The organism is Paracoccus sp. SMMA_5_TC, assembly GCF_009696685.2.
Lineage (GTDB): Bacteria > Pseudomonadota > Alphaproteobacteria > Rhodobacterales > Rhodobacteraceae > Paracoccus.
Genome location: NZ_CP102355.1, coordinates 445649 through 470404, shown reverse-complemented (window position 1 = coordinate 470404; position 24756 = coordinate 445649). Strand labels below are relative to the sequence as shown.

The following is a 24756-nucleotide window of genomic DNA, read 5'->3' as shown; positions in this document are numbered from 1 at the left end:
CCGGGGGATCCAGACCATGTTCCGCGCCCGCCATCTTCTGGGGATCGAGCCGCTGGCCCCGGCCGAGATCACCACCCTGCTTGACCTGGCCGAAACCTATGTCGATCTGAACCGGCGCACGGTGAAACATGCCGATGCGCTGGCGGGCATGACCCAGATCAACATGTTCTTCGAGAATTCGACCCGCACCCAGGCCAGTTTCGAACTGGCCGGCAAGCGTCTGGGGGCGGATGTGATGAACATGTCGGTGGCGTCGTCATCGGTCAAGAAGGGCGAGACGCTGATCGACACCGCGCTGACGCTGAACGCCATGCGCCCCGATCTGCTGGTGGTGCGCCATCCGCAATCGGGCGCGGTCGATCTGCTGGCGCAAAAGGTCAATTGCGCGGTGGTGAACGCCGGCGACGGTCGGCACGAACACCCGACCCAGGCGCTGCTGGATGCGCTGACCATTCGTCGCGCCAAGGGCCGTCTGCACCGGCTGACCATCGCCATCTGCGGCGATATCGCCCACAGCCGCGTGGCGCGGTCGAACATGTTGCTTCTGGGCAAGATGGAAAACCGGCTGCGGCTGGTCGGGCCGGCGACGCTGATGCCCTCGGGCGCGGCGGATTGGGGTTGCGAGGTGCATGAGGACATGCGCGAGGGGCTGAAGGGCGCCGATGTGGTGATGATGCTGCGCTTGCAGAAAGAGCGGATGGACGGCGGTTTCATCCCCTCCGAGCGCGAATATTACCACCGCTGGGGCCTTGATGCCGAAAAGCTGGCGCTGGCGGCGCCCGATGCCATCGTCATGCATCCCGGGCCGATGAACCGCGGCGTGGAAATCGACGGCACCATCGCCGACGACATCAACCGCAGCGTGATCCAGGATCAGGTGGAAATGGGGGTGGCGGTGCGCATGGCCGCCATGGACCTGCTGGCGCGCAACCTTCGGGCCGAACGCGGTGCCCGCGCGGCGGAGATGATGGCATGATCCTGCATTTCCAGAACGCCCGCCTGGTCGATCCCGAGACGCTGACCGTCGAGCCCGCCAGCCTGACCGTGCGCGATGACCGCATCGATGCGGTGGGGGCCGAGGCCCCGGCGGGGGCGCAGCTGATCGATTGCGGCGACCGCCACCTGGCCCCCGGTCTGGTCGATTGGGGCGTCAAGATCGGCGAACCCGGAGAGCGGCACAAGGAAAGCTTTCGCAGTGCCGGGCTGGCCGCCGCCGCCGGCGGGGTGACCACGATCATCGCCCGACCCGACACGCAGCCGCCCATCGACGCCCCCGAATCGCTGGAATTCGCCACCCGGCGCGCCGCCGATGCGCCGGTGAACATCCGCCACATGGCGGCCCTGACCAAGGGTCGCAGCGGCCGCGAGATGGTCGAGATGGGCTTTCTGCGCGACGCCGGCGCCGTTGCCTTTACCGATGGCGTGCGCGTTGTCGCCGACAGCCGGCTGATGGCGCGCTGCATGGGCTATGCCCGTGGGCTGGGGGCGCTGATCGTCGGCCATCCGCAGGATCCGGGGCTGTCGGCGGGTGCGGCGGCGACCAGCGGCAAGTTCGCCTCGCTTTACGGTTTGCCGGCGGTGTCGCCCATGGCCGAGGTGATGGGGCTGGATCGCGATCTGGCTTTGGTGGCGATGACCGGCGTGCGCTATCACGCCGACCAGATCACCGTGGCGGCCAGCCTGCCGGCGCTGCGCCGGGCACGGGCGGCGGGGCTGGATGTCAGCGCCGGCACTTCGATCCACCACCTGACGCTGAACGAATACGACATCGGTGGCTATCGCACCTTTTTCCGCTTTACACCGCCCCTGCGCGCCGAGGACGACCGATTGGCAATGATCGAGGCCGTGGCCGAGGGGCTGATCGAGGTGATCGCCAGCTTTCACACCCCGCAGGACGAGGAATCCAAGCGCCTGCCCTTTGCCGAGGCGGCCCCGGGGGCGGTCGGATTGCAGACGCTGCTGCCGGCGGCGCTGCGGCTTTATCACGGTGGCGGGCTGGGGCTGGCGCAGCTGTGGCGGGCAATGTCGCTGAACCCGGCGCGGCGGCTGGGGCTGGAAGCCGGCCGGCTGAGCCCCGGTGCCCCAGCCGATCTGGTCTGGTTCGATGCCGATGCGCCTTTTGTCCTGGACCGTTTCGCGCTGCTGTCGAAATCGAAGAACACGCCTTTTGACGGCGCGCGGATGCAGGGCCGGGTGCTGGGCACCTGGGTCGGCGGCCGCTGCGTGTTCGGGGGCCAACCATGACGCTGATCCTATGGGCCGGCGTCGGCTATCTTCTGGGGTCGGTGCCCTTTGGACTGGTGATTGCCCGCGCCCTGGGCCTGGGCGATCTGCGCCAGATCGGCTCGGGCAATATCGGCGCGACCAATGTGCTGCGCACCGGCCACAAGCCGGCGGCACTGGCGACGTTGTTGCTGGATTCGGGCAAGGGCGCGATCGCGGTGCTGCTGGCGCGGGCGATGGCGGGGCCGGATGCGGCGATGCTGGCCGGGGCGGCCGCGTTCCTGGGGCATCTGTTCCCGGTCTGGCTGGGCTTTCGCGGCGGCAAGGGCGTTGCGACTTTTCTGGGCACGTTGCTGGCGCTGGACTGGCGGCTGGGGCTGATCGCCTGTGGGCTGTGGCTGCTGACAGCGGCGGTGGGTCGCATTTCGTCGTTGTCGGCGCTGGTTGCGGCCGCGCTGACCCCGGCCTTTGCCTGGTGGTTGCAGGGCGGCGCGATGGCGGCGGTGACAGGTTTCATGGCGGCGCTGATCTTTCTGCGCCATCACGCAAACATCCGCAGGATTCTGGCGGGAACAGAGCCGCGCATCGGCCGCAAGGGATAAGTCCGGACCGGCGCGCCGCACGCGCCCCATCGAGGGGCCCGCGCGGCGCGGCCCTGCGGGCCCGGCCTAGCGGGTCGGCACCGGCTCTTCGCCAGAATAGTCGTAGAAACCGCGGCCGGTCTTGCGTCCCAGCCAGCCAGCCTCGACATATTTCACCAGAAGCGGGCAGGGGCGATACTTGGTGTCGGCCAGGCCTTCGTGCAGCACGTTCATGATCGCAAGGCAGGTGTCCAGGCCGATGAAATCGGCCAGTTCCAGCGGCCCCATGGGATGGTTCGCCCCCAGCTTCATCGATTGATCGATCGAGCGCACCGAGCCGACGCCCTCATAAAGCGTATAGACCGCCTCGTTGATCATCGGCATCAGGATGCGGTTGACGATGAAGGCCGGAAAATCCTCGGCGCTGGCGGAGGTCTTGCCGATACGCTCCACCACCTCGACCAGAGCCTTGTAGGTTTCCTCGTTCGTGGCGATGCCGCGGATCAGTTCGACCAGCTGCATCACCGGCACCGGGTTCATGAAATGAAAGCCCATGAAACGTTCCGGTCGATCGGTGCGGCTGGCCAGACGCGTGATCGAGATCGAGGAGGTGTTCGAGGTCAGGATGGTTTCGGGCTTCAGATGCGGCAGCAGGTCCTCGAAGATCGCCTGTTTCACGGTTTCGCGTTCGGTGGCCGCTTCGATCACCAGATCGGTCTTGCCGATATCGGCCAGCGACATGGTGGTCGTGATGCGACGCATGGCGGCGGCCTTTTCCTCGGCGCTGATCTTGCCGCGGCTGACCTGGCGATCGAGATTGCGTTCGATATGGGCCAGAGCCTTGTCCAAGGCGTCGCGAGAAATATCGGTCAAGACGACATCATAGCCCGACAGGGCAAAGACATGGGCGATGCCATTACCCATCTGACCGGCGCCGATAACGCCCACCGATTGAATCGCCATTTCCATGCCCCCCTTACTGGTCAGACAGGACGATAGGCAGAAGGGACGGGCGCATCAATGTAAATTCGCGGAGGCTGACCCGAAGCGGAAGCATGGGTCGTCAGAAAGCCTGCCTTGTTTACGGGCTGCGCCCTGTCAGTCGCGTGATCTCGGCCGGTCGTGCGCTGCCGCCGCCTTGCAGCAGCAGGTTTACGCCGGTGTCGGTCGCCTCGACCCCGGTGATGACGGTCGGAACGGAAACAGGCCTGTAACCGATGACATCGCCGCCTTGCCGCATCTCGATCCGGAAGGCGTATTTCCCGGCGGGCAGGTTGGTATCGGCGTGGTCGAGCCGTGACCAGACCATGCTTGTCTGTTCACGCCTGACCTGACTGCGCGCCACCTCCTTGCCCTGACTATCAAGCACCAGCAGCCAGGCCTCGTCCCCGGCCCTGATATCGCCATGTTCAAGGGTAATTTCCTCATCCGCGACTGCCACCGGTGCGGTCGTCCGGGCCTGCATCCCGATCCAGGATGAAAAGGCCGCAAGGTCGGATTGGCTGCCTGCCAGCAGGCTTTCCAGCAACTGATTGGTGCGCACCTGCTGTTCGACACCCGAAAATGTCGCCAGTTGCACCGCGAAATCGGTGCTTTGCATCGGATTGAGCGGATCCTGATTTTTTATCTGGGCAGTAAGCATCTTCAGAAAGGTTTCAAACTGGCCGGTGGCGGCTGATGTTACCGTGCCGGTGCCGAGTGATGGGCTGCTGCTGCGTGGCGTCGACAGGAGTGATTCGATGGTGGACAAGTCAGTACCTCAGACTGATTCGTGTGAATGAAACCGGCGGTGTGGCAGGCGTGGCGACCGGTTCGGGGGCAACCGTCACGGCGTCGCCTCGCCCGCTGCCGGCGCGGTGCTGATCGCGACGACCACCGCCCATTCCGTTGGAAAAGACCACCTGCGCTTCGCTGCCGCCCTGCTTCAACTCGGCGTGCAGGATTTCCGAATTGCGTCGCAAGAACTCCAGAACCTCTTGCCGATCCGACATGACCGTAATGGTGCCATCGTCAAATCGATTTATGGCCATTCGTATAAGGCCAAGATCATCGGCGTCGAAGGTCAGTTCGGCGCCATGAAGTGGTTGCAGATTCATCTCTTCGGGCCGATGGATTGGCACGGCAGGACGTTCGTCGGAATGCAGCTGTGCAGGGGCAGAGTGCGCAGGCGGCGGTTGTCGGTCCGGTGACGGCAAGGGGGCGGTGATCTCGGCCACTGCGGCGGCGAACTGATCGAGCAGAGCGGGCCCGTCAAGGACCGATGCGATCATGGGCGCGGGAAGACTGTGCTCGGCATCATTTTCCGCTTCGGCGCCTTGAGGGTCTGTGACCACAGCCTGCGTGCCAATGGCTTCTGCCCTGGATGCGGCAAACCCGCCCAGGGGGGATGAAAGCGGCCCCGAGGCCGCAGGCGTCGTCGATATCGATTCGCCTCCCGCACGGTCATGTCTGGCCGCGATGGGTTCGGCGGCAGGCTTGGCAAGGGAAGGCGCCGCAGCGATGGCAGCCTCACTCTCAGCGGATACCTGCACATCAAGACTGCTTTCGCCCTGCGCCTGCGGTTCCGGATCGCCAGTGGCACCTTGGGATGCAGGTGCTGCAGCTTGCCCCAGCGCGTCGGATTGCTGGTCTGCTGTGCCACCCAAGGGTGGGGCATCCTGATCCTCGGTCTGATCCTGCATTCGCGGGTGGTCAAGCCTGCCTACGTCCTTGGGGCAGCCGCTCGGCGCCTCGACCTGGCGCAGGAATGCGTCGGCCAGCTCACTTGAACCCTGGACGGATGCGGTATCCGCCGGGGCGCAGGGATCTGGGGCGATCGGCAACGGAGCAAGCCGGGAAATCATGAACGCAAACGGCATCGGGTCTGTCCTGGGAAATCTGCCCTCAGCATGCCTTGGCATCATTACCAAATATTTACTGTTCGGCTGTATTTTTCCCTGTGAAAGGAGAAAATCATGAAAATTGTGGAAACTTCTGCGCCGACGACAGCCAATGTCCGGTCCGCTCGGGCTTCCGCGGACGGGCTGGAGCAGGTATTTCTGGCCGAGATGCTTAAATGCACAGCCGCTGAAGACTTCAACGGCGGTCAATTTTCTTCGTTATTGATAGAGCGATACGCACAGATGCTTGCAGCGCGGATAGATCTAGGTCTGGTCTGATCATGGCTCGAATCAGGAATCCGCTATCCATCGCCAGTCAGGTTCAGAAAGCCCAGATCGAGGGCAAGCATGAAGATGCCGCGATCTGGATCGAGGAACTTGCCAGATTGCCGATTCCTGAAATAAGCAGGGACGAAGGCAGCCCATTGGCTGGTCTGTTGCGCGATATTAAGACGCGGGCAATCTTTCTGGATGCAGCTTTTCGCCAGGCATTGGCCAACATCCAGGAGATCAGATCAGACCATGCAGAGATGCGTGTTTACGATGATCTCGGCAAGGTTTGTCGTCATCCTGTCCGGCAGGTTCAAAGGAAAGGATTTTAAGAAATCTGCTGGATTAAATCGTTTGCCTTCCGGCCATGAGTCATGCCTTGATCCAGCCATGGCAGGCCGGCACGACAAACCCGCCAATGCCTTGCCGCGTCAAATGTTCGACCGCAGCAAATCTCATTTCTTTCGGAGGTAAATGATGTCCAGTATCCTGACGAACAACAGTGCGATGGTCGCGCTTCAGACGCTGAAGGGGATCAACGCCAACCTGGCCAAGACCCAGGATGAAATTTCGACCGGCAAGAAGGTCGCCACCGCCCAGGACAATGCCGCCGTCTGGGCAATCTCGAAAGTGATGGAAAGCGACGAATCGGCCTTCAAGGCCGTGCAGAGCAACCTGAAACTCGCCGAGGCTGTTGTGGCCACGGCACGCAGCGGTGCCGAGGAAATCCAGAAGCGTCTGGTCGAGATGAAGAACCTGGCAATCGGCGCCGGCAGCGATGCCAACGATTTCGGCACCATCAACGATCAGATTGTTTCGTTGAAGAACCAGATCACTCAGATCATCGACGGTTCGCAAATGAATGGGGTCAACCTGCTCAAGACCAACCCTGTTCCTGGCCAGACCACCTTCACCGTTCTGGCCTCGCTGGATCGCACCTCCGGTACGGTGCAAACATCCAAGAACTCGATCACCATCAACTCTGCCGATTTCGAGACCGATATCGAGGGTGCTACGATCACCACGATTACCGACAGCACGACCGCCCAAACGGCGATCGGGGAAATCGAAGACTTGCTGGATATCGTCAATACACAGGCCGCCGCTTTGGGCACTGCGGCCAAACAGATCAACCAGCAGTCCGATTTCGTCTCCAAACTGGCAGACTCGCTGAAGTCCGGTATTGGCGCCCTAGTTGACGCCGACATGGAAGAAGCTTCGGCGCGCCTTCAAGCCCTGCAGACGCAACAGCAATTGGGCGTTCAGGCCCTGTCGATCGCCAATCAGGCGCCGCAAACGATCCTGTCGCTCTTCAAGTGATTTTGGAGCGGGCGCGCAAGCGCCCGCCATAACTTTCTCTTAGTGAGGTTGCGCCTTGTCGTTCCTTTCCGCCGCGGACGCCTTTCGGGATGCCAATAGCGGCATCGGCACCTATCGTGAAATCGAATACAAGGTAATCGCGGGAATTACCCGGGAACTGCAAACCGCCATTCGACAGGACGACCGCTTGTTATTGGTGAAAGCGATAGATGCCAACAACAGGCTGTGGTCACGCTTTCAGGATGACCTGTTGGCTGCGGGGAATAGGCTGCCGCAGGATTTAAAAATATCCTTGCTTTCATTGGCCCGGTTTTCGCTCAGGCACGGCAGCTTGGTGTTTGACGGCGTCGCAGATGCAGATGTTCTTGTGGATATCAACCTGGCAATAATGAAGGGTTTGCGCGGTAACCTGGAATAATCGGTGAAGCCAAAAAACCATTGCCCTGACAAGTTCCGGTGAAATAGATGTATCAAGTCAGATTGGCACAAGGCGGCTATGCTGGCTGGAAAATGCTGCAAAGAACGATGCCGCAGCAGAACGCCATGTTTTCGGCCAACCGACAAATTCAGGGCGACATCAGATATTTCTCGGATAATGCTTCACGAATTGGAAGCGCAGATGATATCCTCGGCGATTACCGATTGCGCTCGGTGATATTGACTGCATTCGGTCTCGCGGATGATATCAACAACCGATACTTTGTCAAGAAGGTTCTGGAGTCCAATCCTGACGACCGGACCAGTCTTGCTGGCCGATTGTCGGATAAAAGATATGCCAACTTGAGTCGGGAATTGGGTCTGTGGCGAAGCGATTTTTCAGGATTTTCCTCAAGACAGATACTCGATATTTCTGAAAAGTTTCAGCAGAGGTTATTCGAAAAGGCGGTTGGAAAGAATCATTCGGAGATTGAGCTTGCAATGAACGCACAACGCGAACTTCCGGAAATGGCGAAGTCTGCTTCAAGCAACGACGCCAAATGGTATCAGATACTGGCGTCCAAACCGTTACGAAAGGTATTCGAGGGTGCCTTTGGATGGTCGGCGCAGTTCATGCGATTGCCCATAGACCGGCAACTGGCAGAGGTTAAAAATGCTAGCGAAAGGTTTTTTGGCACCAGCGATCTGTCCAGGCTTGCTCTCCCGGAAAATCTGGACAAATTGCTGACACGATACCTTGTGATGCAGCAGAACTCAGAAGATGGCCGCAGAGAGGCACCGATACTTGCCCTGTTCCGGGGGTAATAGCACGGGTGTAAACGTGGATGCGCAACACAGCGAAAATTTTAATCCGGAATACCGAATTCTGCTATTTATTCTCTGCTGCGTGACTTGCTTGATTAATCGCCTGATATTTCGCGATATGGGGATCAGCTTCTGCTCGCTCTTTGCCTATTACCCAAGCTCCTCCGGGTGATACCAGAGCCGGCTGAAGAATATTACGGTTGGGTTGGTCGAGTGGATAATCCTCCCCATAACTAGGCTCAGGCCCGATTGATCTGCTTGAGACTGCCCGGGCTGCGTGAGTCAAGCTCCCGAACTGACGGGGGCAATGATGAGTAACTTGTTCTGGCTAACGGATGCGCAGAAGGAGCGGTAATCCTCCCCATGGTCAAGGGGATGCGGAAGTAGAATTTTCTCGTCAAGATGAACGAGGAGATTCCGATGAAGAAGATCCGTTTCACTGAAGCCCAGATCATGGGCGTGTTGCGCCAGGCGAAGGGCGGGATGCCCGTGCCCGGGCTGTGCTGCGATCATGGGATCAGCAGCGTGACGTTCTACAAGTGGCGGGCCAAGTATGGCGGCATGGATGCATCCATGATGAGCCAGATGAAGTCGCTCGAAGATGAGAACCGGCGGCTGAAGCGTATGTTCGCCGACCTGAGCATGCAGGCCGATCTGCTGCGAAAGGCTCTAGGAAAAAAGTGACACGGCCAGATCAGCGTCGCGAGCTGGCTGGGAAGCCATTGGCGATCAGGGTCGACAACGGCCCCGAATATGTCAGTTCAACGCTGACGATCTGGGCTGAGAAGCAGGGCATCGTCCTGACCTGCATCCAGTCCGGCAAGCCCCAGCAGAACGCCTATGTCGAGCGCTATAACCGGACGGTCCGCCACGAATGGCTGGACCTCTACATCTTTGAAACCATCGAAGAAGTGCAGCAGAACGCCACCGAATGGCTATGGACCTACAACAACGACCGCCCCAGCATGAGCATCGGTGGCCACACCCCCCCCATGAAGCTGAAAATGGCTGCGTGAGTGCTACGCTCGCGTCCCGTTAATACGGGGAGGATTACCTGATCACCGCCTGGGTGACCTACTACAACACCGCGCGGCCCCACTCGGCCCTTGGCTACCAGACCCCCGCAGGTTTCGCCCTGCATCTGACAACCGCAATCGCCCGACCCGCGGCACGCGATGAGAGTTCCGCGCGCCGAGCGATTGCTCAACCCGCGCCAACAGGCGTAAATGACCACAGGGCTCTGGTCGTGGCTGGATGAAAGACCCGTGGCAGGTCAAAAGCAGCTCAAAATGGCGACAATTTTCTCGGACCATCTGTGCCTTGCCCAGCAAGCAAGGGACGCTCGTCGGTTATCATCTTGCGGAGTCTGCGAGAGGTCGCGCGCGGATGCTCGATGGAGACCGGCCCTGGACATGCTGAAGCAGGCATCGCCGCGATCATATCCAGGTAAATCCAGCAGCAGGCGATGTCATTGGCCAGATCCGTCAGTGCTGACCAATCGGTCGCTTAACGGCTTCTGGCCCGAAACTATGGCTTTCATTCACTTTAGCGGTCAATAGCGCCGGTTGCTGCGAAATGGATGGCGCATCGGGCGGCCAACGGGGCGATGTCCGTGAAAAGCGCTGCGCATGCAGGCTCTTGGGCGGGGGCCAAGCCTACCGGCAAACGCTGCGTTCAGATCACCAGGACGCCCGAATGCTTGGCCTTGTGTTCCGGCTCGACATGGATGGTGATCTGGGCGCCAGGCAAGCGCGATTTCAAGGCCTGTTCGACACGATCACAAATATCATGGGCCTGATCCACCGTGGTCTGACCGTCGACGACCAGATGAAAGTCGATGAAGGTTCGCTGGCCGGCATGGCGAGTGCGCAGATCATGCGCCTCGATCGCGCCGGTGGCGGTGTCCGAGATGGTCGCCCGGATCTCGTCCAGGGTTGCCTCGGAAACGGCTTCGTCCATCAGTCCAGAGAGCGAACTGGTCATCACCTTCCAACCCGACCACAGGATATTGACCGCAACCAGCGCCGCCAGGGCCGGATCCAGCACAGCCCAGCCTGTGACGAGCGCCAGGGCCACCCCGATCACGACGCCCACGGAGCTGATGACATCCGATAGCAGGTGCCGGCCATCGGCAACCAGTGCTGGCGAGCGCAGTTGCCGGCCCCGGGAAATCAGCACCCAACACCACAATCCGTTCAGCACGCTGGCCGTGACGTTTATCAGCAGCCCTTCGATCGGGGCATCCAGCATTCGCGGCGCCTGAAAGGCTGCCCATGCCTCGCGCAGGATCAGCAGCGCGGCCACAATGATCATGACACCTTCCAGCACCGCACTGAAGAATTCGGCCTTGTGATGGCCGTAAGGGTGATCCTTGTCGGCGGGCTTGGCGGCGATACGAATGGCAATCAGCGCGGCGATGGCGGTGGCGACATTGACTGTGCTTTCCATCGCATCCGACAGCAGGGCCACCGACCCGGTCAGCCACCAGGCCGCGGCCTTCAAGGCCAGCACCACCAGGCCGACGACGATGCTGCCGATAGCGATCTTTTCGGTGCGGGACATCGTCGGGCTCCTCTTGGCTGGCCGGCGCCGCCGCTTTCTAGCGGGGAATGCGTGACGGGAAAAGCATGCAAAAGGAGATATTCCTGCGATCGGCTGGCGGTCGGGAGAGGACGCTCTTTCCGTAGCGCGACGGCTGCGGGGTCGGCGGCGGGCCTTCTGTCGCCGCAATTGTGGCAAGAACGCAAGATTCCCGCGATCCCTGGTTCGTGGGGTGTAGGGGGGCTGCCCAAGGCACCAGTGCGGCGCAGCATCGGTCCCGGCAGCAAAGCGGATCCGGTTGCAAGGCGGGGGCGGACAGCAATTGCACGCCGCGCGGCCAGGATCATGTCCAGCCCGCGCGCATCCCCGGGCCCACCGCCCGGCGCTGTGTTGCACAAGAACCAGCGTCAGGACATGAGGCGGTTCCGGCACGGGCATCCTGCGCGCGGCTTCGCGCCAACAGGCGGCGAAAGGCCAGGGGGCTGTCATCAGAGGTGCAGGTCGGGGTGCCGTGCAGATCCAGATTCGACCCGAGAAGGGAACGGGGGCGGCCGGGCCGGTTCTTCGACCGTCGAAAGGATGCGCAAGACTTTACCCCAAACCTCCCCCGAGGCCCGGTCCCGCACATGCAGATGCGGGAAAGGTTGGCCGCAGCGCGGCCAACCTGGGCGGGCGGCCCGACGGGTGGGTGTCGCCCGGCTGCAGGGCTCGCGGCGGCGGGGCTATTCCGCAGGAACCGCGGCCACTTCCTGAATGTCGGCAATCGGATGTTTCAGGTGCGGCAACATCTCGCGGGGGCAGACCTGGATGAACCGCTGCACTTCCTGTTCCCAGTTCTGCAGGATATCGCTGGCCCGGCGCGAGCCGGTTTCCTTCTGATGACGCTCGATCAGCCCCTTCAGCTCGGCTTCCCAGTGCGGCTGGGTGACCGGGCACAGGATCAGGGTTTCGGCATTCACATAGTCGCGGGCAACGCCATCGATGTCGTAAAGGTAAGCCATGCCCCCGGTCATGCCCGCGCCGAAATTGGCGCCGATACGGCCCAGGATCACGGCAACCCCGCCGGTCATGTATTCGCAACCATTGCTGCCGCAGCCTTCGATCACCACCTTGGCGCCGGAATTGCGCACGGCAAAGCGTTCCCCGGCGCGGCCGGCCGCGAACAGGTATCCGGCAGTGGCACCGTAAAGCACGGTGTTGCCGATGATGGTGTTTTCGGACGCAACCAGCGGGCTGGCCATGGGCGGGCGCACGACGATGGTGCCCCCGGACAGGCCCTTGCCCACATAATCATTGGCATCACCCGAGACCTCGATCTTCAGCCCCGGTGCGGCAAAGGCGCCCAGCGACTGCCCGGCGCTGCCGGTCAACCGCACGGTCAGGTGATCGGGCTGCAACTTGTTGCGCATGCCAAAGGTCTGCACGATCATCGAACTGGTGCGCGTGCCCACGGTGCGCTGGGTGTTCCTGACCGCATAGCTCAGCTGCATCTTTTCCCCGTCCGAGAAGAATCGGCTGGCGTCGCGGATGATTTCGGCATCCAGCGTGTCGGGCACCGCATTGCGCGGTTTGGACCGGTCATAGACGATCTTTTCCGAACCATCGACGGTGATCAGCAGCGGGTTCAGGTCCAGATCGTCCAGCGACTTGTCGCCACGGCTGACCTGGGTCAGCAGATCGGCGCGGCCGATGATCTCGTCCATCGAACGGGCGCCGATGCTTGCCAGAATCTCGCGCACCTCGGTCGCGTAGAAAGTGATCAGGTTGACCACCTTGTCGGCAGAGCCGTTGAACATCGCCCGCAGCTTTTCGTCCTGGGTGCAGACACCGACCGGGCAGGTGTTCGACTGGCACTGGCGCACCATGATGCAGCCCATGGCGATCAGCGCCGCGGTGCCGATGCCGTATTCCTCGGCCCCCATCATTGCCGCCATCACGATATCGCGCCCGGTGCGCAAGCCACCGTCGGTGCGCAGCGTCACCCGGTCGCGCAGGCGGTTCATCGCCAGCACCTGATGCGCCTCGGTCAGGCCCATTTCCCAGGGCAGGCCCGCGAACTTGATCGAGGTCGCCGGCGAGGCGCCGGTGCCGCCGTTGTGGCCGGAAATCAGGATGATGTCCGCCTTGGCCTTGGCGACGCCCGCCGCGATGGTGCCGACGCCGCTGGAGGCTACCAGCTTCACCGTGATCTTGGCGCGCGGATTGATCTGCTTGAGATCATAGATCAGCTGCGCCAGATCCTCGATCGAATAGATGTCGTGATGCGGCGGCGGCGAGATCAGCGTGACGCCCTTGGTCGAATGGCGCAGCCGCGCGATCAGGTCGGTGACCTTCATGCCGGGCAGCTGGCCGCCCTCGCCGGGCTTGGCGCCTTGGGCGACCTTGATTTCCAGCTCTTCGCAGGCGTTCAGATATTCGGCGGTGACGCCGAAACGGCCGCTGGCCACCTGCTTGATCTTGGCGCAGGGGTTGTCGCCATTCGGCAGCGGCGCCGAATGGGCCGGATCCTCGCCGCCTTCGCCGCTGTCCGACTTGGCGCCGATGCGGTTCATGGCGATGTTCAGCGTCATGTGCGCCTCGGGCGACAGCGCGCCAAGGCTCATCCCCGGGGTCACGAAACGCTTGCGGATCGAGGTGATGCTTTCCACCTCTTCCAGCGGCACGGGCTTGCCCAGGGGCTTGATGTCCAGCAGGTCGCGCAGATGAATCGGCGGATTGGCCCGCATGGTGGCGGTGAACTGCTTCCACACGTCATAGGACGCCTTTTCGCAGGCGAGTTGCAGCAGCCGCATGGTATTGGCTTCCCAGGCGTGCTTTTCGCCCGACCGCCGCGCCTTGTAGAAGCCGCCGATCGGCAGCAGGTCGGCGCTGGATTCGTGGAAGCCCTTGCGGTGGATGTCCTTCAGCTTGGCCTGCAAGCCGTGCAGGCCTATGCCGGAAATGCGCGACTGCATGCCGGGGAAATATTCCGCCACCATCGCCCGGCTCAGCCCGACCGCCTCGAAATTCAGGCCGCCCCGATACGAGGACAGCACCGAAATCCCCATCTTGGCCATGATCTTCAACAGGCCGGAATCGATCGCCTCGCGATAGTTGCGCATGTTTTCTACCAGACTGCCGCCCAGCAGGCCGCGGGCGATGCGGTCGGCGATGGTATCCTGGGCAAGATAGGGGTTCACCGTCGTTGCGCCGCAGCCGATCAGCACCGCGAAGTAATGCGGATCGATGCATTCGGCCGAGCGCACGTTCAGCGAACAGAAGGTGCGCAGCCCCTTGCGGGTCAGCCAGCTGTGGATGGCGCTGGTGGCCAGGATCATCGGCAATCCGATGCGCTCCGGCCCCTGGCGCTCGTCGCTGAGCACCAGATGGCCGGCGCCGGAACGCACGGCATCCTCGGCCTCGGCGCGGATGCGGGCCAGCGCCTCGCCCATGGCCTCGGGCCCGGCATCCTGGGCGAAGGTGCAGTCGATCTGCGTCACCGCATCACCGAACATGCGCATCATGGCGGCGAATTCGCCATTGGCGACAAAGGGCGATTCCAGCACAAGGATTTCGGTTTGCGCCGAAGATTCGTCCAGAACGTTCTTGAGGTTACCGAAACGGGTCTTGAGGCTCATCACCCGCGATTCCCGCAGGCTGTCGATGGGCGGGTTGGTGACCTGGCTGAAGTTCTGGCGGAAGAAATGCGACATCGGCCGATACTGACCCGACAGCACCGCCGGCGGGGTGTCATCGCCCATCGAGGCCAGTGCCTCCTTGCCATCCTCGGCCATGGGGGCCAGCATGGTCTCGATTTCCTCGACCGTGTAGCCGGCCGCGATCTGGCGGCGGCGCAGTTCCTCGCCGGTGAAGGTGACCGGTTCGGGCAGTTCCTTCATCATCTCGGACAGCTGCACCACCTTTTCCAGCCACTCGCCAAAGGGCTGGGCTGCGGCCAGGTGATCCTTGATCTCGCGGTCGTGGTAAAGCCGGCCCTCGGCCATGTCGACGGCGATCATCTGCCCCGGACCTAGCGCGCCCTTTTCGCGCACATTGCCTTCGTCGATCGGCACCATGCCGGCTTCGGAACCGGCGATCAGCAGGTTGTCGCCGGTCACGACATAGCGCAACGGCCGCAGCCCGTTGCGGTCCAGCCCGCCGCAGACCCAGCGCCCGTCGGTCATCGCCAGGGCCGCCGGGCCGTCCCAGGGCTCCATCACCGCATTGCAATAGGCATACATGTCGGCCCAGGGCTTGGGCATGTCGGTGGTGGCCTTGGACCAGGCCTCGGGCACCAGCATGGTCTTGGTCATCGGCGCGGAACGGCCCGAACGCACCATCACCTCGAACACCGCGTCCAGCGCTGCGGAATCGGACGAGCCGCCGGGGATGATCGGCTTGATATCCTCGGCCATGTCGCCAAAGGCGCGGCTGGCCATGCGGATCTCGTGGCTTTTCATCCAGTTGGTGTTGCCCTTGAGCGTATTGATTTCACCGTTATGCGCCAGCATGCGGAAGGGCTGGGCCAGCCACCACTGCGGGAAGGTATTTGTGGAATAGCGCTGGTGATAGATCGCAAAGGCCGAGGCAAAGCGTTCGTCCTTGAGATCGGGATAGAATTCGGCCACCTGTTCGGCCAGCATCATGCCCTTGTAGATGATGCTGCGGCAGGACAGCGTGCACAGGTATAGCCCCGCGATCTGCGCGGCGATGGCCGCCTTTTCGATGCGGCGGCGGATGATGTAGAGTTCGCGCTCGAACTGTTCTTCGTCGATGGCCTTTTCACAGCGGATCAGGATCTGTTCGATCTCGGGGCGGGTGGCATTGGCCTTTTCGCCCAGAACCGCGGTGTTCACCGGGACATGGCGCCAGCCATAGATGTAATGCCCCATGCGCAGAACCTCGGATTCCACGATGGTCCGGCACAGTTCCTGCTGGGCAAAGTTGGTGCGCGGCAGAAAGCACTGGCCGACGGCGATCAGCTTGTCCTGATCTGGTTCGTGCCCGGTGCGCCGCACCTGATCGTAAAAGAACGGCACCGGGATCTGCACATGGATGCCGGCACCGTCGCCGGTCTTGCCATCCGCATCCACCGCGCCGCGATGCCAGATCGCCTTCAGCGCATTGATGCCGCTTTCCACCACCTTGCGGCTGGCCTTGCCGTCCAGGCTGACCACCAGCCCGACGCCGCAGGACGAATGTTCGTCCTCGGCACGGTACAGCGAATGTTCCGCCATCCAGTCGCGGCGGGCCTGTTCCTGCTGTTCCCAGCTCATCTGTTCAAAACCCTTCACGTCCGTGCCTCCTCGAAAAGCTGCCTCAGGATGTCGGCGCCCCGGCCGCGCACCATCTGCAGGTCGCAATCATATTCCGGTGTTACCGCGCCGAACCCGGGCTGGCCGGGAAAGGCAAAGGTGACCGGGCTGTCGTTGGTTTCCTGGGCCGTGCCGGTCCAGTCGCTGGATTGTTCGATGCCGCCATAGAACCGTCCGTGGTCGCGGCTGACGAATTGCTGGCCGCGCCGCTGGATCAGCACCTCGCCGCCTTCGCTGAAGGTGGTCAGCTCGAACTGCGTCACCTCCAGGGTGACGCCGTCGATCTGCACCTTCTGGCCGGTCAGCACGTCGTGGCCGACATGGCGCAGCCTTTCGCCGCTGTCGGCGCGCGTCCAGAAATCGAAATCGTCGCGGCCGTTTTTCAACAGCGTGCTGAAAGATGCATGGTCGCGGGCCTGATCCTCGAGCACATCGGTCAGCCCGGTGCGCAGATCGGTGCTTTCCATCCAGCGGGTTTCGCGATCGATGCGCGAACGATAGCTGGCGCCGTCCCGATCGAAATAGACCACCCACTGGTCGCCGGGCTTGTCCTGGGCGCAACGGTAATGCTGGCTGACGGTGCAGCTGCGGTTCTGCACGGTCATGTCCAGCGTGCAGCCCTTGGGCGGGGTGAAGCCTGCCGCCTGGGCGGCGCCGGCGGCAAGGCTCAGCCAAGCGGCGACCGCCATGGGCCGGAAGCGGAAAGGTCTGGGGGCGGACATCGCATCGCCCCTATTCGGCAGCGACACGGGCCGCGCCCGACAGATAGCTGGCGATGCTGTCGGCGGCCTCGCGCCCGTCGCGGATCGCCCAGACGACCAGGCTGGCCCCGCGCACGATGTCGCCCACGGCAAAGACGCCCGGCAGGCTGGTCTGATGGGTCTGATAGTCGGCGCGGATCGTGCCCCAGCGCGTGACTTCGAGCCCTTCGACCCCCCACAGGCGCGGCAGATCCTCTGGCTCGAAGCCCAGGGCCTTGATGACCAGATCCGCCGGCTCGTCGTAATCGGCGCCTTCGATCAGTTCGGGCGACTGCCGACCGCTGACATCAGGTGCCCCCAGACGCATGCGCTGCACCCGCACCGCGCTGATGGTCGGCACCTCGCCGGTGTCGTCCACGTCGCGTTCCTGGGCGGTGCGGGCCTCGCCGGTGACATGGCCGCTGAAGGCGCCCGGCGCCGACAGCCACACGAATTCGACGCCCTCTTCCTCGGCGTTCTGGACCTCGCGCTGGCTGCCGGGCATGTTGGCGCGGTCGCGGCGATACAGGCATTTGACCGATTGTGCGCCCTGGCGAATGGCGGTGCGCACGCAATCCATCGCCGTATCGCCGCCACCGATCACGACCACGCGCTTGCCGCGGGCGTTCAGCTCGCCGTCCTCGTAATCGGGGATATCGTCGCCCAGATCGACCCGGTTCGAGGCGGTCAGGTAGTCCAGCGCGCGCACCACCCCCTTGGCGGCGGCATTGTCGATGTCGAGATCGCGGGTCTTGTAGACGCCTGTCGCGATCAGCACCGCGTCATGCCGGCCGCGGATGGCGTCAAAGCTGATGTCCCGGCCGACATCGGTGTTCAGCACGAATTCCACGCCGCTGTCGATCAGCAGACGGGTGCGGCGTTCGACAACGTCCTTTTCCAGCTTGAAACCCGGGATGCCATAGATCAGCAGCCCGCCGGCGCGATCATGGCGGTCATAGACGGTGACCTGAAAGCCCAGGCGCCGCAGGCGCTCGGCCGCTGCCAGCCCGCCCGGGCCGGCGCCGATGATGCCGACCGACTCGGGACGTTCCTGCACCGGGGTCGCCGGCTGCACCCAGCCGTTTTCCCAGGCTGTGTCGGTGATGTATTTTTCGATGGCGCCGATGGTGACGGTGCCGTGGCCGGATTGCTCGATGACGCAATTGCCTTCGCACAGCCGGTCCTGCGGGCAGATGCGGCCGCAGATCTCGGGGAAGGTATTGGTTTCCTGGCTGCGGGCATAGGCTTCCTGCAACCGGCCCTCGGCCGTCAGGCGCAGCCAGTCGGGGATGTTGTTGTGCAGCGGGCAATGGCTTTGACAATAGGGCACGCCGCACTGGCTGCACCGGCTGGCCTGCTCGCGGGCCTTGGCATCGGCAAATTCGCGGTAGATTTCGTGAAAATCCTCGGACCGCGCGGTGGCATCGCGCTTCTCGGGCATCTCGCGCGGTATCGAGACGAATCTGAGCATTTTTTGCGTGGCCATGGCTGCGCGTCCTTCGCTGGCGAGGGTGTCGAGGCCTGATAGAACAGGCCGCAGCCAAATAAAAGTCAGTAGGGCTTACCTATTTGATGATTTTTCGTCCGGCAGAAGCCTGATGCGGCGAGTATCGCCGGAAATAAGGTAAGTAATACTTACCCAATAACCTGCAAAGCCAGCAAGACAACGGCTCCCAGACCGATCCGCCACCAGGCAAACAGCGCATAACCATGGGCCGAAACATAGCCCAGCAGCCAGCGCACCACGACCACCGCCGCCAGAAAGGCGCAGACAAAGCCAACCAAGATATTGCCGGTCGCGGCAGCGTCCAGGATGTCGCGGTTCTTGTAGAGGTCATAGACAAAGGCGCCCAGCATCGTCGGCATCGACAGGAAAAAGCTGAACTCGGCCGCCGAGCGCTTGTCGGCCCCCAGCAGCAGCGCGCCCACGATGGTGGCCCCCGATCGCGACACGCCGGGGATCATCGCCAGGCACTGGATCAGCCCGATCCTGAAGGCGGCCGACAGCGGGATGTCCTCGGCCGCGAAATAGCGCGGCTGGCGGGCCATGCGATCGACGAACAGCAGCACCACCCCGCCCAGGATCAGCATCGAGGCGATGAGCACCGGCGTTTCAAAGAACACCTCCTTGATCAGCCGATGCGCCAGCACCCCGATGACCGCCGCCGGCAGAAAGGCCAGCAGCACCGCCGCGATGAACCACCGTGCGCGCGGATCCGTCGGCGCGTCGCGACATATCCGCCACAGCCGCCCTGCATAAAGTCCCAGGATCGCCAGGATGGCACCCAGCTGGATCAGCACCTCGAAGGCGCGGCCGGGCGAATCAAAGCCAAGGAAATGTCCGGCCAGCAGCACATGGCCGGTCGAGGACACCGGGATGAACTCGGTCAGCCCTTCGAGCAGCCCCAGCAGGGCCGCGACAATCGTGTTGTGGTCCATCAGTTGCTGCGCAGGTTCTTGGCCGAGGCGGTAATGGCCTCATACTGACCCGCGGGACGGAAGCGCCACAGATAGTCGCCGATGACCGCAGGCGCCGAGGTCGGCACGATTCCCAGATCGGCGAAGGTCTTGACGCCGCTGCCGACGGTGTTCGGCTGGCGTAGGCTGCGCGTCTGGTCACGGGTGATGATGCGATTGGTCAGCAGACCGCCCGACACCACCTGCACGGCATCCAGCACCCCCCCCATCAGTCCGGCAAGGGCGTGCGGCAGGCCCAGGATCAGGCGCCGGCGTCCGGTTGCCTCAAGAACCTGCCGGGCGATCTGGCGCATGGTCAGGATCTCGGGGCCGCCCAGTTCGTAGATGCCGGGGGCAGCCTCGCCCTTGGCGCCCATGGCGGCGGCACGCGCGACATCGATCACATAGACCGGCTGCAAAGGTGTATCGGCGCCCGGGACGACCAGCACCGGCCCCAGTCGCGTCATCGCGGCGATGCGGTTGTAGAAGTTGTCGTCGGAACCGAAAATGACCGAAGGCCGCAGGATCACCGCATCGGGGCGATAACGCAGCACCTCGGCCTCGCCCCGTGCCTTGGAGGCGGCATAGCGGCTGGGCGAATCGGGATCGGCGCCCAAGGCCGAGACATGCACCATATGCGCGACGCCGGTTTCGGCGGAAATCCGGGCGATGCGTCCTGCGGCTTCTTCGTGAATGGCGTCGAAGGTATTCTTGCCCTCGCGCACCAGGATGCCCACGCAATTGATGACGGCATCGGCTTCGGCCATGCAGGCGGCAACGGACACATCGTCGCGCACATTGCAGGGGACCGGCTCGACCTGACCGGGATTGCCATAGGTGCGCACAACGCCCGCCAGGTTGGGGCGGCGGACGGCAACGCGCACGCGCCAGCCCTCGGCGGCCATGATGCGGGCGATCTGCCGGCCCAGGAAACCAGAGCCGCCGTAGATCGTGACAAGCTTGGGTGCCGACATCGCTCGCTCCTGTTCGTGGGTGCTCATGCGCTCAATAGCCAAGCTGGCCGCCAGCGGCAAGCCGGGCGTGCAGGCCCTGCGCCAGCCGGTCCGCCACGCGCAGCGCATTGGCGGCGATCGTCAGGCTGGGATTGACCCCGTTCGAGGTCGGCATGAAGGACGAATCGGCCACATAGAGGTTCGACAGGCCGTGCATCCGGCAATCGCGGTCCAGCACACTTGTGTTCGGGTCGTCGCCAAAGCGCAGCGTGCCGCAGGGATGGGCAAAGTTCAGCTGTGGCGCGGCGCCCATGAACAGGGCCCGGTGCGGCCGGAAGGCGGCGCGGATCGCCTTGCGAAAGGCGGCGCGACGCTGGCGCAGCTCGTCCGATATGTCGTAATGAAAGCGCAGCCTTTCGGGATCGGCGGGATCGGGCAGCAGGCGATTGTGCAGATAGGGCAGATCCTCGAGCACGCCGACAAACAGCTTTGCCCGGCCGAGCAGCCGCGCCGCCGCCAGCGCCGGCAGCCGCAATCCGTGCCGCAGCGGCCGCAGCCGCCGCAGCCGCGACTGGTCGAAATGCCCGTTCAACGAATGCAGGATTTCGCCGTAACCGGCGCTGAGGCCCATCGACTGCACGGTGCCGAAACGCTGGCCGCCCATGAAATACAGATCGCGCAGGCTGATCGAGCGGGACGGCCCTTCGTTCTGCCGCCCATGGCCGGCCCATATGGCGATGATCTCGCTGAGGTGGAACATCAGGTTGCGTCCGACCAGACCGTTGCGATTGCCCAGGCCCTGCGGCCACAGATCGCTGGCGGAATGCAGCAGCAGCGCCGGCGAACCCAGCCCGCCCGCGGCCAGCACATACCGGCGCGCCCGCAGGGTGAAGCGATGCCCGTCGCGCTGGCAGAGCAGTCCGGTGACGCCCTGGGCATCGGCCTCGATCCTGATGACGGAACAGCGGTCCAGCAACGCCGCGCGCCCGGTCTCAAGCGCGGGCAGCACGCCGGCCGATCGCCCGTCCATCTTGCAGCGCCGCGGGCAGCGGCGGCCGAAGCAGCTTTCGCAACCGGGCAGAAAGCGCGCCGCCATATGCGTCCGATACGGATGCAGCCCCGACCGTCTTAGCTGGTCCATCAGCGCCGCGTCCGAGGCGGTCAGCGGCTGTGCCGGCGGGCGCAGGCAGGCGCCGTTCGGGGCCAGGGGATCGGCCTCGCCGTTGATGTGAAAATAGTCCTCGGCCAGGCGGAACCAGGGCTCCATCGCATCATAGCCCACGGGCCAGCCGCCCGTCGGATGCGGTTGTTCCGGCGAATCGTCCAGATCATGCCGTTCGGGGCGCTCCAGCGTAGCGGCGTAATAGGCCGAGGTGCCGCCGACGCCGGCGCCGATCATGCCGTCCAGCTCATACCAGCGGCCGTCGAGTTCGGCCTCGAGCAACCGCGGCCAGGCCCCCCGGGCCAGGCGATCTGCCGGCTGGCGCGCATCCATGTTCAGCGCAGGCATCGCCGTGTCGCCCAGATCTGGGCCCTTTTCCACAAACAGCACCGAAAGCCCGGCTTCGGCCAGCCTGCGCCCCGCAGTGCCGCCGCCGATACCGGTGCCGATGACGATCGCATCCCAATCGCGGGCTCTGATGTCGTCCATGGAGTTCGATGCTTTTCTGTATGGTTTTTGCGCTGGCTGAACGACTTGTCGCGGAAAGGCGTCTTGGCTGCGGCGGATTATCGCGCCTTTCGTCACGGTTGTGTAGGCCACAAATCCGTGCGGCACCAGACGTCAGCCAAAGCCCGCCGGTGGGGTCAAAACAAAAAACGACAATGGGGCAAAAATTTTTCGTCAATCGCCGTTGACACCCCCCGCGACTGGGCTTAATCACCCGGCTCACGCGACCTGCCCAGGTGGCGGAATTGGTAGACGCGCACGGTTCAGGTCCGTGTGCCGCAAGGCGTGGAGGTTCGAGTCCTCTCCTGGGCACCAAAACAAAACGCGCGCAAGTCCATGGGCTTGCGCGCGTTTTGCGTTTCTGACCAATCGTTCTTCTTGCAGGTGCATGAAGCCGCATGATCCGCCGATACGGACCCCCGCCCCAAAGACAGCGTTACCGGCTGCGCCCCGGCGTCTATGGCCTGTTGCTGCGCGGCGGGCGGGCGCTGCTGACGCTGCAGCACCAGCCCCAGCCCGAGTATCAGCTGCCCGGCGGCGGGATCGATTCGGGCGAATCGCAACTGGTCGCGCTGCATCGCGAAGTGGCCGAGGAAACCGGCTGGACCCTGGGCAATGCTCGGCACCTGGGCACTTACCGGCGGTTCTGTTTCATGCCGGAATATGGTCTCTGGGCCGAAAAGCTGTGCCACGTCTGGTTGGCCCGGCCGATCCTGCGCCGCGGCCCGCCGATGGAACCGCATCACAGCGCCCACTGGGTCGCGCTGGGCGATGTCGCCGATCTGCTGGCAGACCCGGGGGCGCGGGCGCTTGTGTCGTGGTTGCTTGCCCGATGACCCTGATCGGCGCGCTAGCCCGGCGCGCCGGGACGACGGGCGACCAGAACGATCGAGATATCGTCGCTGCGCTGCCCGCCGGCATAGTTCATCGCCGACCAGCAGATCGATTCCAGCAGCGCGTCGCCATGCAGGCTGGCATTGATGCGCAGGATCGCCTCTAGCCCCTCTTCGCCCAAGGGCTCGCCACGCGGATTCTCTGCCTCGATCAAACCGTCGGAGGTAATGAAAAGGCGATCCCCGGGGGCAAGATCCAGCTGCACCTCTTCGTAATCCGCGTTGGGGAACACGCCCACGGGCAAGCCTCCGCGACCGATGCGCTCGATGGTGCCGTTGTGGCGCTGCAGGATCGGGTAGGGGTGCCCCGCCTGAGCCAGCCGCAGCCGTCCGGTCGTGTGGTCAAGGTCGCCATAGACCATGGTGAAGTAGGAATCGGTCCGGATTTCGTCGAGCATCAGCGCATTGAGCATGCGCAGCACCTCGGCCGGGGGGTGGCCGTCGGTCTCGCCGCGATCGGTCTGGCGCAGCGCGATATTGTGATCGGGCGATACCGACAGCAATGCTGCCAGCCGCGCGCTGAGCAGCGCGGCGGCCACGCCATGCCCCGCGACATCCAGCGCGAAGATTCCCACACGCTGCGCCGTGATGGGAAAGAAGCCGACCAGATCGCCGCCGATATGTCCGGCTGGGCGCATCAGCAGCGACAGGTCGAAATCGCCGAAATGACCCTGGCGTTCGCGCACCAGCCCCTGTTGCAGGCGCTGCGCCTCGCGCAGGTCGCGGTCGATGGCCGCTTGGGTTTCGCGCAGCCGCGTCAGCGTGTCGTTGAGCTGGGCATTGGCATTGCGCAGATGCTCTTCCATCCGCAGGATGCGTTCGCTGGCCGACAGCCGCGCCAGCAGTTCGGCCCCCGACACCGGCTTGGTCAGGAATTCGTCGGCCCCCGCGCGCAATCCTGCGGTCACGTCCTTCTTGTCGTTGCGCGATGTCAGCAGGATGAAATAGCCATAGCGGTCCGACTGCATCTCGCGAAAGCGGCGGCAGAATTCCAGCCCCGCACTGCCCGGCATCCAGTCCGAGATCACGATATCGGGTCGGCGCTCCTGGCAGATCGCCAGCGCCTCGTCGATGCTGGCGGCTTCGACGACATGATAGCCGGCGCGGATCAGTTGCACCGCCAGCGTCCGCCGCTGTGCCCGACTGTCGTCGACCAGCAGAACTAGCCGCGAGTTCTGCGGAATCGAGGTCACAGCCGTGGCGTCCAGGATCATCATGGCATGGGTGTAGCCCAACTGAACTGAAAGTTCCGTTAATCGCGAAAATTGTCCCCATTAACCCGCCAGAGGAGAATTATCTGCTAAACATGTGGGGTGATTCTGCCAAAGGTTGCCAATGCTGGACTGGGACCGCATCAAAGAACTGCGCGAAGAGGTTGGCGACGACGAGTTCCAGCTGATCCTGGAACTGTTTCTCGACGAAGTCGAAGGCGTGATGATGCGCCTGTCGCGTCGTGATCCGGCGCGGCTTGAAACGGACCTGCATTTCCTCAAGGGCTGCGCGGCAAACCTGGGTTTTGCAGAATTCGGGCGTCTTTGCGATCGGGCCGAACAGCATGCAGCGGCGCGCGATTGCGACAACATCTGCATCAACGAACTGTTGCGGGTCTATTCCGAATCGAAACAGATGCTGATGCGGGATATGCAGGCAGGGCAGACGCGTCGTCAGACGCCGCGCCGCGCCTGATCCGCTGG

General features: G+C 63.3%; 21 protein-coding genes, 1 tRNA gene and 2 pseudogenes. 13 read left to right on the top strand and 11 right to left on the bottom strand.

Features of this window, described 5'->3' with window-relative positions; all coding sequences use genetic code 11:
• The first annotated feature begins 16 nt into the window (after positions 1-16).
• From GB880_RS02355 to plsY, 3 genes are read left to right on the top strand one after another with little or no spacing between them, the layout of a single operon-like run.
• On the top strand, positions 17-976 hold the full coding sequence (locus tag GB880_RS02355) for an aspartate carbamoyltransferase catalytic subunit (RefSeq protein WP_154492537.1): 960 nt from the start codon (positions 17-19) through the stop codon (positions 974-976).
• Positions 973-2244 carry a dihydroorotase gene (gene pyrC / locus GB880_RS02350; RefSeq protein ID WP_154492539.1) on the top strand — a complete coding sequence of 424 codons (1272 nt, stop codon included), beginning with the start codon at positions 973-975 and terminating at the stop codon, positions 2242-2244. The genes GB880_RS02355 and pyrC overlap by 4 nt, the downstream gene beginning before the upstream one ends.
• Positions 2241-2825, top strand: coding sequence for a glycerol-3-phosphate 1-O-acyltransferase PlsY (gene plsY / locus GB880_RS02345; RefSeq protein WP_154492541.1), 585 nt, complete (start codon positions 2241-2243; stop codon positions 2823-2825). The genes pyrC and plsY overlap by 4 nt, the downstream gene beginning before the upstream one ends.
• 66 nt (positions 2826-2891) lie before the next feature.
• Here plsY and GB880_RS02340 read toward each other — a convergent pair whose 3' ends face one another.
• The 3 genes from GB880_RS02340 to GB880_RS02330 form a co-directional block, all read right to left on the bottom strand.
• Positions 2892-3767, bottom strand: coding sequence for a 3-hydroxybutyryl-CoA dehydrogenase (locus GB880_RS02340; protein WP_154492601.1), 876 nt, complete (start codon positions 3765-3767; stop codon positions 2892-2894).
• A 118-nt stretch (positions 3768-3885) separates the two neighbouring features.
• Positions 3886-4554 carry a flagellar hook capping FlgD N-terminal domain-containing protein gene (locus GB880_RS02335; protein ID WP_154492543.1) on the bottom strand — a complete coding sequence of 223 codons (669 nt, stop codon included), beginning with the start codon at positions 4552-4554 and terminating at the stop codon, positions 3886-3888.
• 1 nt (position 4555) lies between these two features.
• Positions 4556-5662, bottom strand: a complete 1107-nt coding sequence (locus GB880_RS02330) for a hypothetical protein (RefSeq protein WP_154492545.1) — start codon at positions 5660-5662, stop codon at positions 4556-4558.
• Positions 5663-5758: 96 nt separating this feature from the next.
• On the opposite strand from GB880_RS02330, the gene GB880_RS02325 reads away from it, so the two are divergent.
• The 7 genes and pseudogenes from GB880_RS02325 to GB880_RS02295 form a co-directional block, all read left to right on the top strand.
• Positions 5759-5962: a hypothetical protein gene (locus tag GB880_RS02325; RefSeq protein WP_154492547.1), complete on the top strand. Its 204-nt coding sequence runs from the start codon at positions 5759-5761 to the stop codon at positions 5960-5962.
• Positions 5963-5964: 2 nt separating this feature from the next.
• The gene (locus tag GB880_RS02320) at positions 5965-6285 is read left to right on the top strand and encodes a hypothetical protein (protein ID WP_154492549.1); all 321 of its coding nucleotides are present in this window, start codon (positions 5965-5967) and stop codon (positions 6283-6285) included.
• A gap of 145 nt (positions 6286-6430) precedes the next feature.
• Entirely contained in the window at positions 6431-7273 is an 843-nt protein-coding gene (locus GB880_RS02315) for a flagellin N-terminal helical domain-containing protein (protein ID WP_154492551.1), read from the top strand.
• Positions 7274-7328: 55 nt separating this feature from the next.
• Entirely contained in the window at positions 7329-7691 is a 363-nt protein-coding gene (flaF, locus tag GB880_RS02310) for a flagellar biosynthesis regulator FlaF (RefSeq protein WP_154492553.1), read from the top strand.
• Positions 7692-7738: 47 nt separating this feature from the next.
• Positions 7739-8515: a DUF1217 domain-containing protein gene (locus GB880_RS02305; protein WP_154492555.1), complete on the top strand. Its 777-nt coding sequence runs from the start codon at positions 7739-7741 to the stop codon at positions 8513-8515.
• Positions 8516-8935: 420 nt separating this feature from the next.
• Positions 8936-9531 (top strand): annotated as a pseudogene (locus GB880_RS02300) (integrase core domain-containing protein).
• A 38-nt stretch (positions 9532-9569) separates the two neighbouring features.
• Positions 9570-9773 (top strand): annotated as a pseudogene (locus tag GB880_RS02295) (integrase core domain-containing protein); the annotation flags it as partial.
• Between the two features lie 416 nt (positions 9774-10189).
• On the opposite strand, the gene GB880_RS02290 reads toward GB880_RS02295, so the two are convergent.
• From GB880_RS02290 to GB880_RS02260, 7 genes are all read right to left on the bottom strand, one after another.
• Complete coding sequence (locus GB880_RS02290; RefSeq protein ID WP_154492557.1) at positions 10190-11077, bottom strand: cation diffusion facilitator family transporter; 888 nt, start codon at positions 11075-11077, stop codon at positions 10190-10192.
• Between the two features lie 701 nt (positions 11078-11778).
• Positions 11779-16311 carry a glutamate synthase large subunit gene (gene gltB / locus GB880_RS02285; protein ID WP_263467252.1) on the bottom strand — a complete coding sequence of 1511 codons (4533 nt, stop codon included), beginning with the start codon at positions 16309-16311 and terminating at the stop codon, positions 11779-11781.
• Positions 16312-16325: 14 nt separating this feature from the next.
• Positions 16326-17072 (bottom strand): hypothetical protein, encoded by a 747-nt coding sequence (locus GB880_RS02280; protein ID WP_154492559.1) that lies wholly within the window; start codon positions 17070-17072, stop codon positions 16326-16328.
• A gap of 10 nt (positions 17073-17082) precedes the next feature.
• A complete protein-coding gene (locus tag GB880_RS02275) occupies positions 17083-18576 on the bottom strand; it encodes an NAD(P)-dependent oxidoreductase (RefSeq protein ID WP_154492561.1) in 1494 nt (497 codons plus the stop codon).
• A gap of 149 nt (positions 18577-18725) precedes the next feature.
• Positions 18726-19529: an undecaprenyl-diphosphate phosphatase gene (locus tag GB880_RS02270; RefSeq protein ID WP_154492563.1), complete on the bottom strand. Its 804-nt coding sequence runs from the start codon at positions 19527-19529 to the stop codon at positions 18726-18728.
• Complete coding sequence (locus GB880_RS02265; RefSeq protein ID WP_154492565.1) at positions 19529-20521, bottom strand: complex I NDUFA9 subunit family protein; 993 nt, start codon at positions 20519-20521, stop codon at positions 19529-19531. The genes GB880_RS02270 and GB880_RS02265 overlap by 1 nt, the downstream gene beginning before the upstream one ends.
• Positions 20522-20552: 31 nt before the next feature.
• Positions 20553-22151: a GMC oxidoreductase gene (locus GB880_RS02260; RefSeq protein ID WP_154492567.1), complete on the bottom strand. Its 1599-nt coding sequence runs from the start codon at positions 22149-22151 to the stop codon at positions 20553-20555.
• A gap of 248 nt (positions 22152-22399) precedes the next feature.
• Here GB880_RS02260 and GB880_RS02255 point away from each other — a divergent pair.
• Positions 22400-22484: transfer RNA gene (locus tag GB880_RS02255), tRNA-Leu, on the top strand.
• An 83-nt stretch (positions 22485-22567) separates the two neighbouring features.
• Positions 22568-23005, top strand: coding sequence for an NUDIX domain-containing protein (locus GB880_RS02250; protein ID WP_154492569.1), 438 nt, complete (start codon positions 22568-22570; stop codon positions 23003-23005).
• Positions 23006-23019: 14 nt separating this feature from the next.
• Here the strand turns inward: GB880_RS02250 and GB880_RS02245 are convergent, their stop codons facing one another.
• Complete coding sequence (locus tag GB880_RS02245; RefSeq protein WP_327077751.1) at positions 23020-24297, bottom strand: PP2C family protein-serine/threonine phosphatase; 1278 nt, start codon at positions 24295-24297, stop codon at positions 23020-23022.
• 100 nt (positions 24298-24397) lie between these two features.
• On the opposite strand from GB880_RS02245, the gene GB880_RS02240 reads away from it, so the two are divergent.
• Positions 24398-24748 (top strand): Hpt domain-containing protein, encoded by a 351-nt coding sequence (locus GB880_RS02240; RefSeq protein WP_154492571.1) that lies wholly within the window; start codon positions 24398-24400, stop codon positions 24746-24748.
• The last annotated feature ends 8 nt before the right edge of the window (positions 24749-24756 follow it).

Excerpts from the sequence above, each read along its gene's own strand:
- GB880_RS02355 (WP_154492537.1), top strand. The coding sequence starts at position 17 with ATGTTCCGCGCCCGCCATCTTCTGGGGATCGAGCCGCTGGCCCCGGCC.
- pyrC (WP_154492539.1), top strand. The coding sequence starts at position 973 with ATGATCCTGCATTTCCAGAACGCCCGCCTGGTCGATCCCGAGACGCTG.
- plsY (WP_154492541.1), top strand. The coding sequence starts at position 2,241 with ATGACGCTGATCCTATGGGCCGGCGTCGGCTATCTTCTGGGGTCGGTG.
- GB880_RS02340 (WP_154492601.1), bottom strand. The coding sequence starts at position 3,767 with ATGGCGATTCAATCGGTGGGCGTTATCGGCGCCGGTCAGATGGGTAAT.
- GB880_RS02330 (WP_154492545.1), bottom strand. The coding sequence starts at position 5,662 with ATGCCGTTTGCGTTCATGATTTCCCGGCTTGCTCCGTTGCCGATCGCC.
- GB880_RS02325 (WP_154492547.1), top strand. The coding sequence starts at position 5,759 with ATGAAAATTGTGGAAACTTCTGCGCCGACGACAGCCAATGTCCGGTCC.
- GB880_RS02320 (WP_154492549.1), top strand. The coding sequence starts at position 5,965 with ATGGCTCGAATCAGGAATCCGCTATCCATCGCCAGTCAGGTTCAGAAA.
- GB880_RS02315 (WP_154492551.1), top strand. The coding sequence starts at position 6,431 with ATGTCCAGTATCCTGACGAACAACAGTGCGATGGTCGCGCTTCAGACG.
- GB880_RS02305 (WP_154492555.1), top strand. The coding sequence starts at position 7,739 with ATGTATCAAGTCAGATTGGCACAAGGCGGCTATGCTGGCTGGAAAATG.
- GB880_RS02290 (WP_154492557.1), bottom strand. The coding sequence starts at position 11,077 with ATGTCCCGCACCGAAAAGATCGCTATCGGCAGCATCGTCGTCGGCCTG.
- gltB (WP_263467252.1), bottom strand. The coding sequence starts at position 16,311 with ATGAGCTGGGAACAGCAGGAACAGGCCCGCCGCGACTGGATGGCGGAA.
- GB880_RS02280 (WP_154492559.1), bottom strand. The coding sequence starts at position 17,072 with ATGTCCGCCCCCAGACCTTTCCGCTTCCGGCCCATGGCGGTCGCCGCT.
- GB880_RS02275 (WP_154492561.1), bottom strand. The coding sequence starts at position 18,576 with ATGGCCACGCAAAAAATGCTCAGATTCGTCTCGATACCGCGCGAGATG.
- GB880_RS02270 (WP_154492563.1), bottom strand. The coding sequence starts at position 19,529 with ATGGACCACAACACGATTGTCGCGGCCCTGCTGGGGCTGCTCGAAGGG.
- GB880_RS02265 (WP_154492565.1), bottom strand. The coding sequence starts at position 20,521 with ATGTCGGCACCCAAGCTTGTCACGATCTACGGCGGCTCTGGTTTCCTG.
- GB880_RS02260 (WP_154492567.1), bottom strand. The coding sequence starts at position 22,151 with ATGGACGACATCAGAGCCCGCGATTGGGATGCGATCGTCATCGGCACC.
- GB880_RS02250 (WP_154492569.1), top strand. The coding sequence starts at position 22,568 with ATGATCCGCCGATACGGACCCCCGCCCCAAAGACAGCGTTACCGGCTG.
- GB880_RS02240 (WP_154492571.1), top strand. The coding sequence starts at position 24,398 with ATGCTGGACTGGGACCGCATCAAAGAACTGCGCGAAGAGGTTGGCGAC.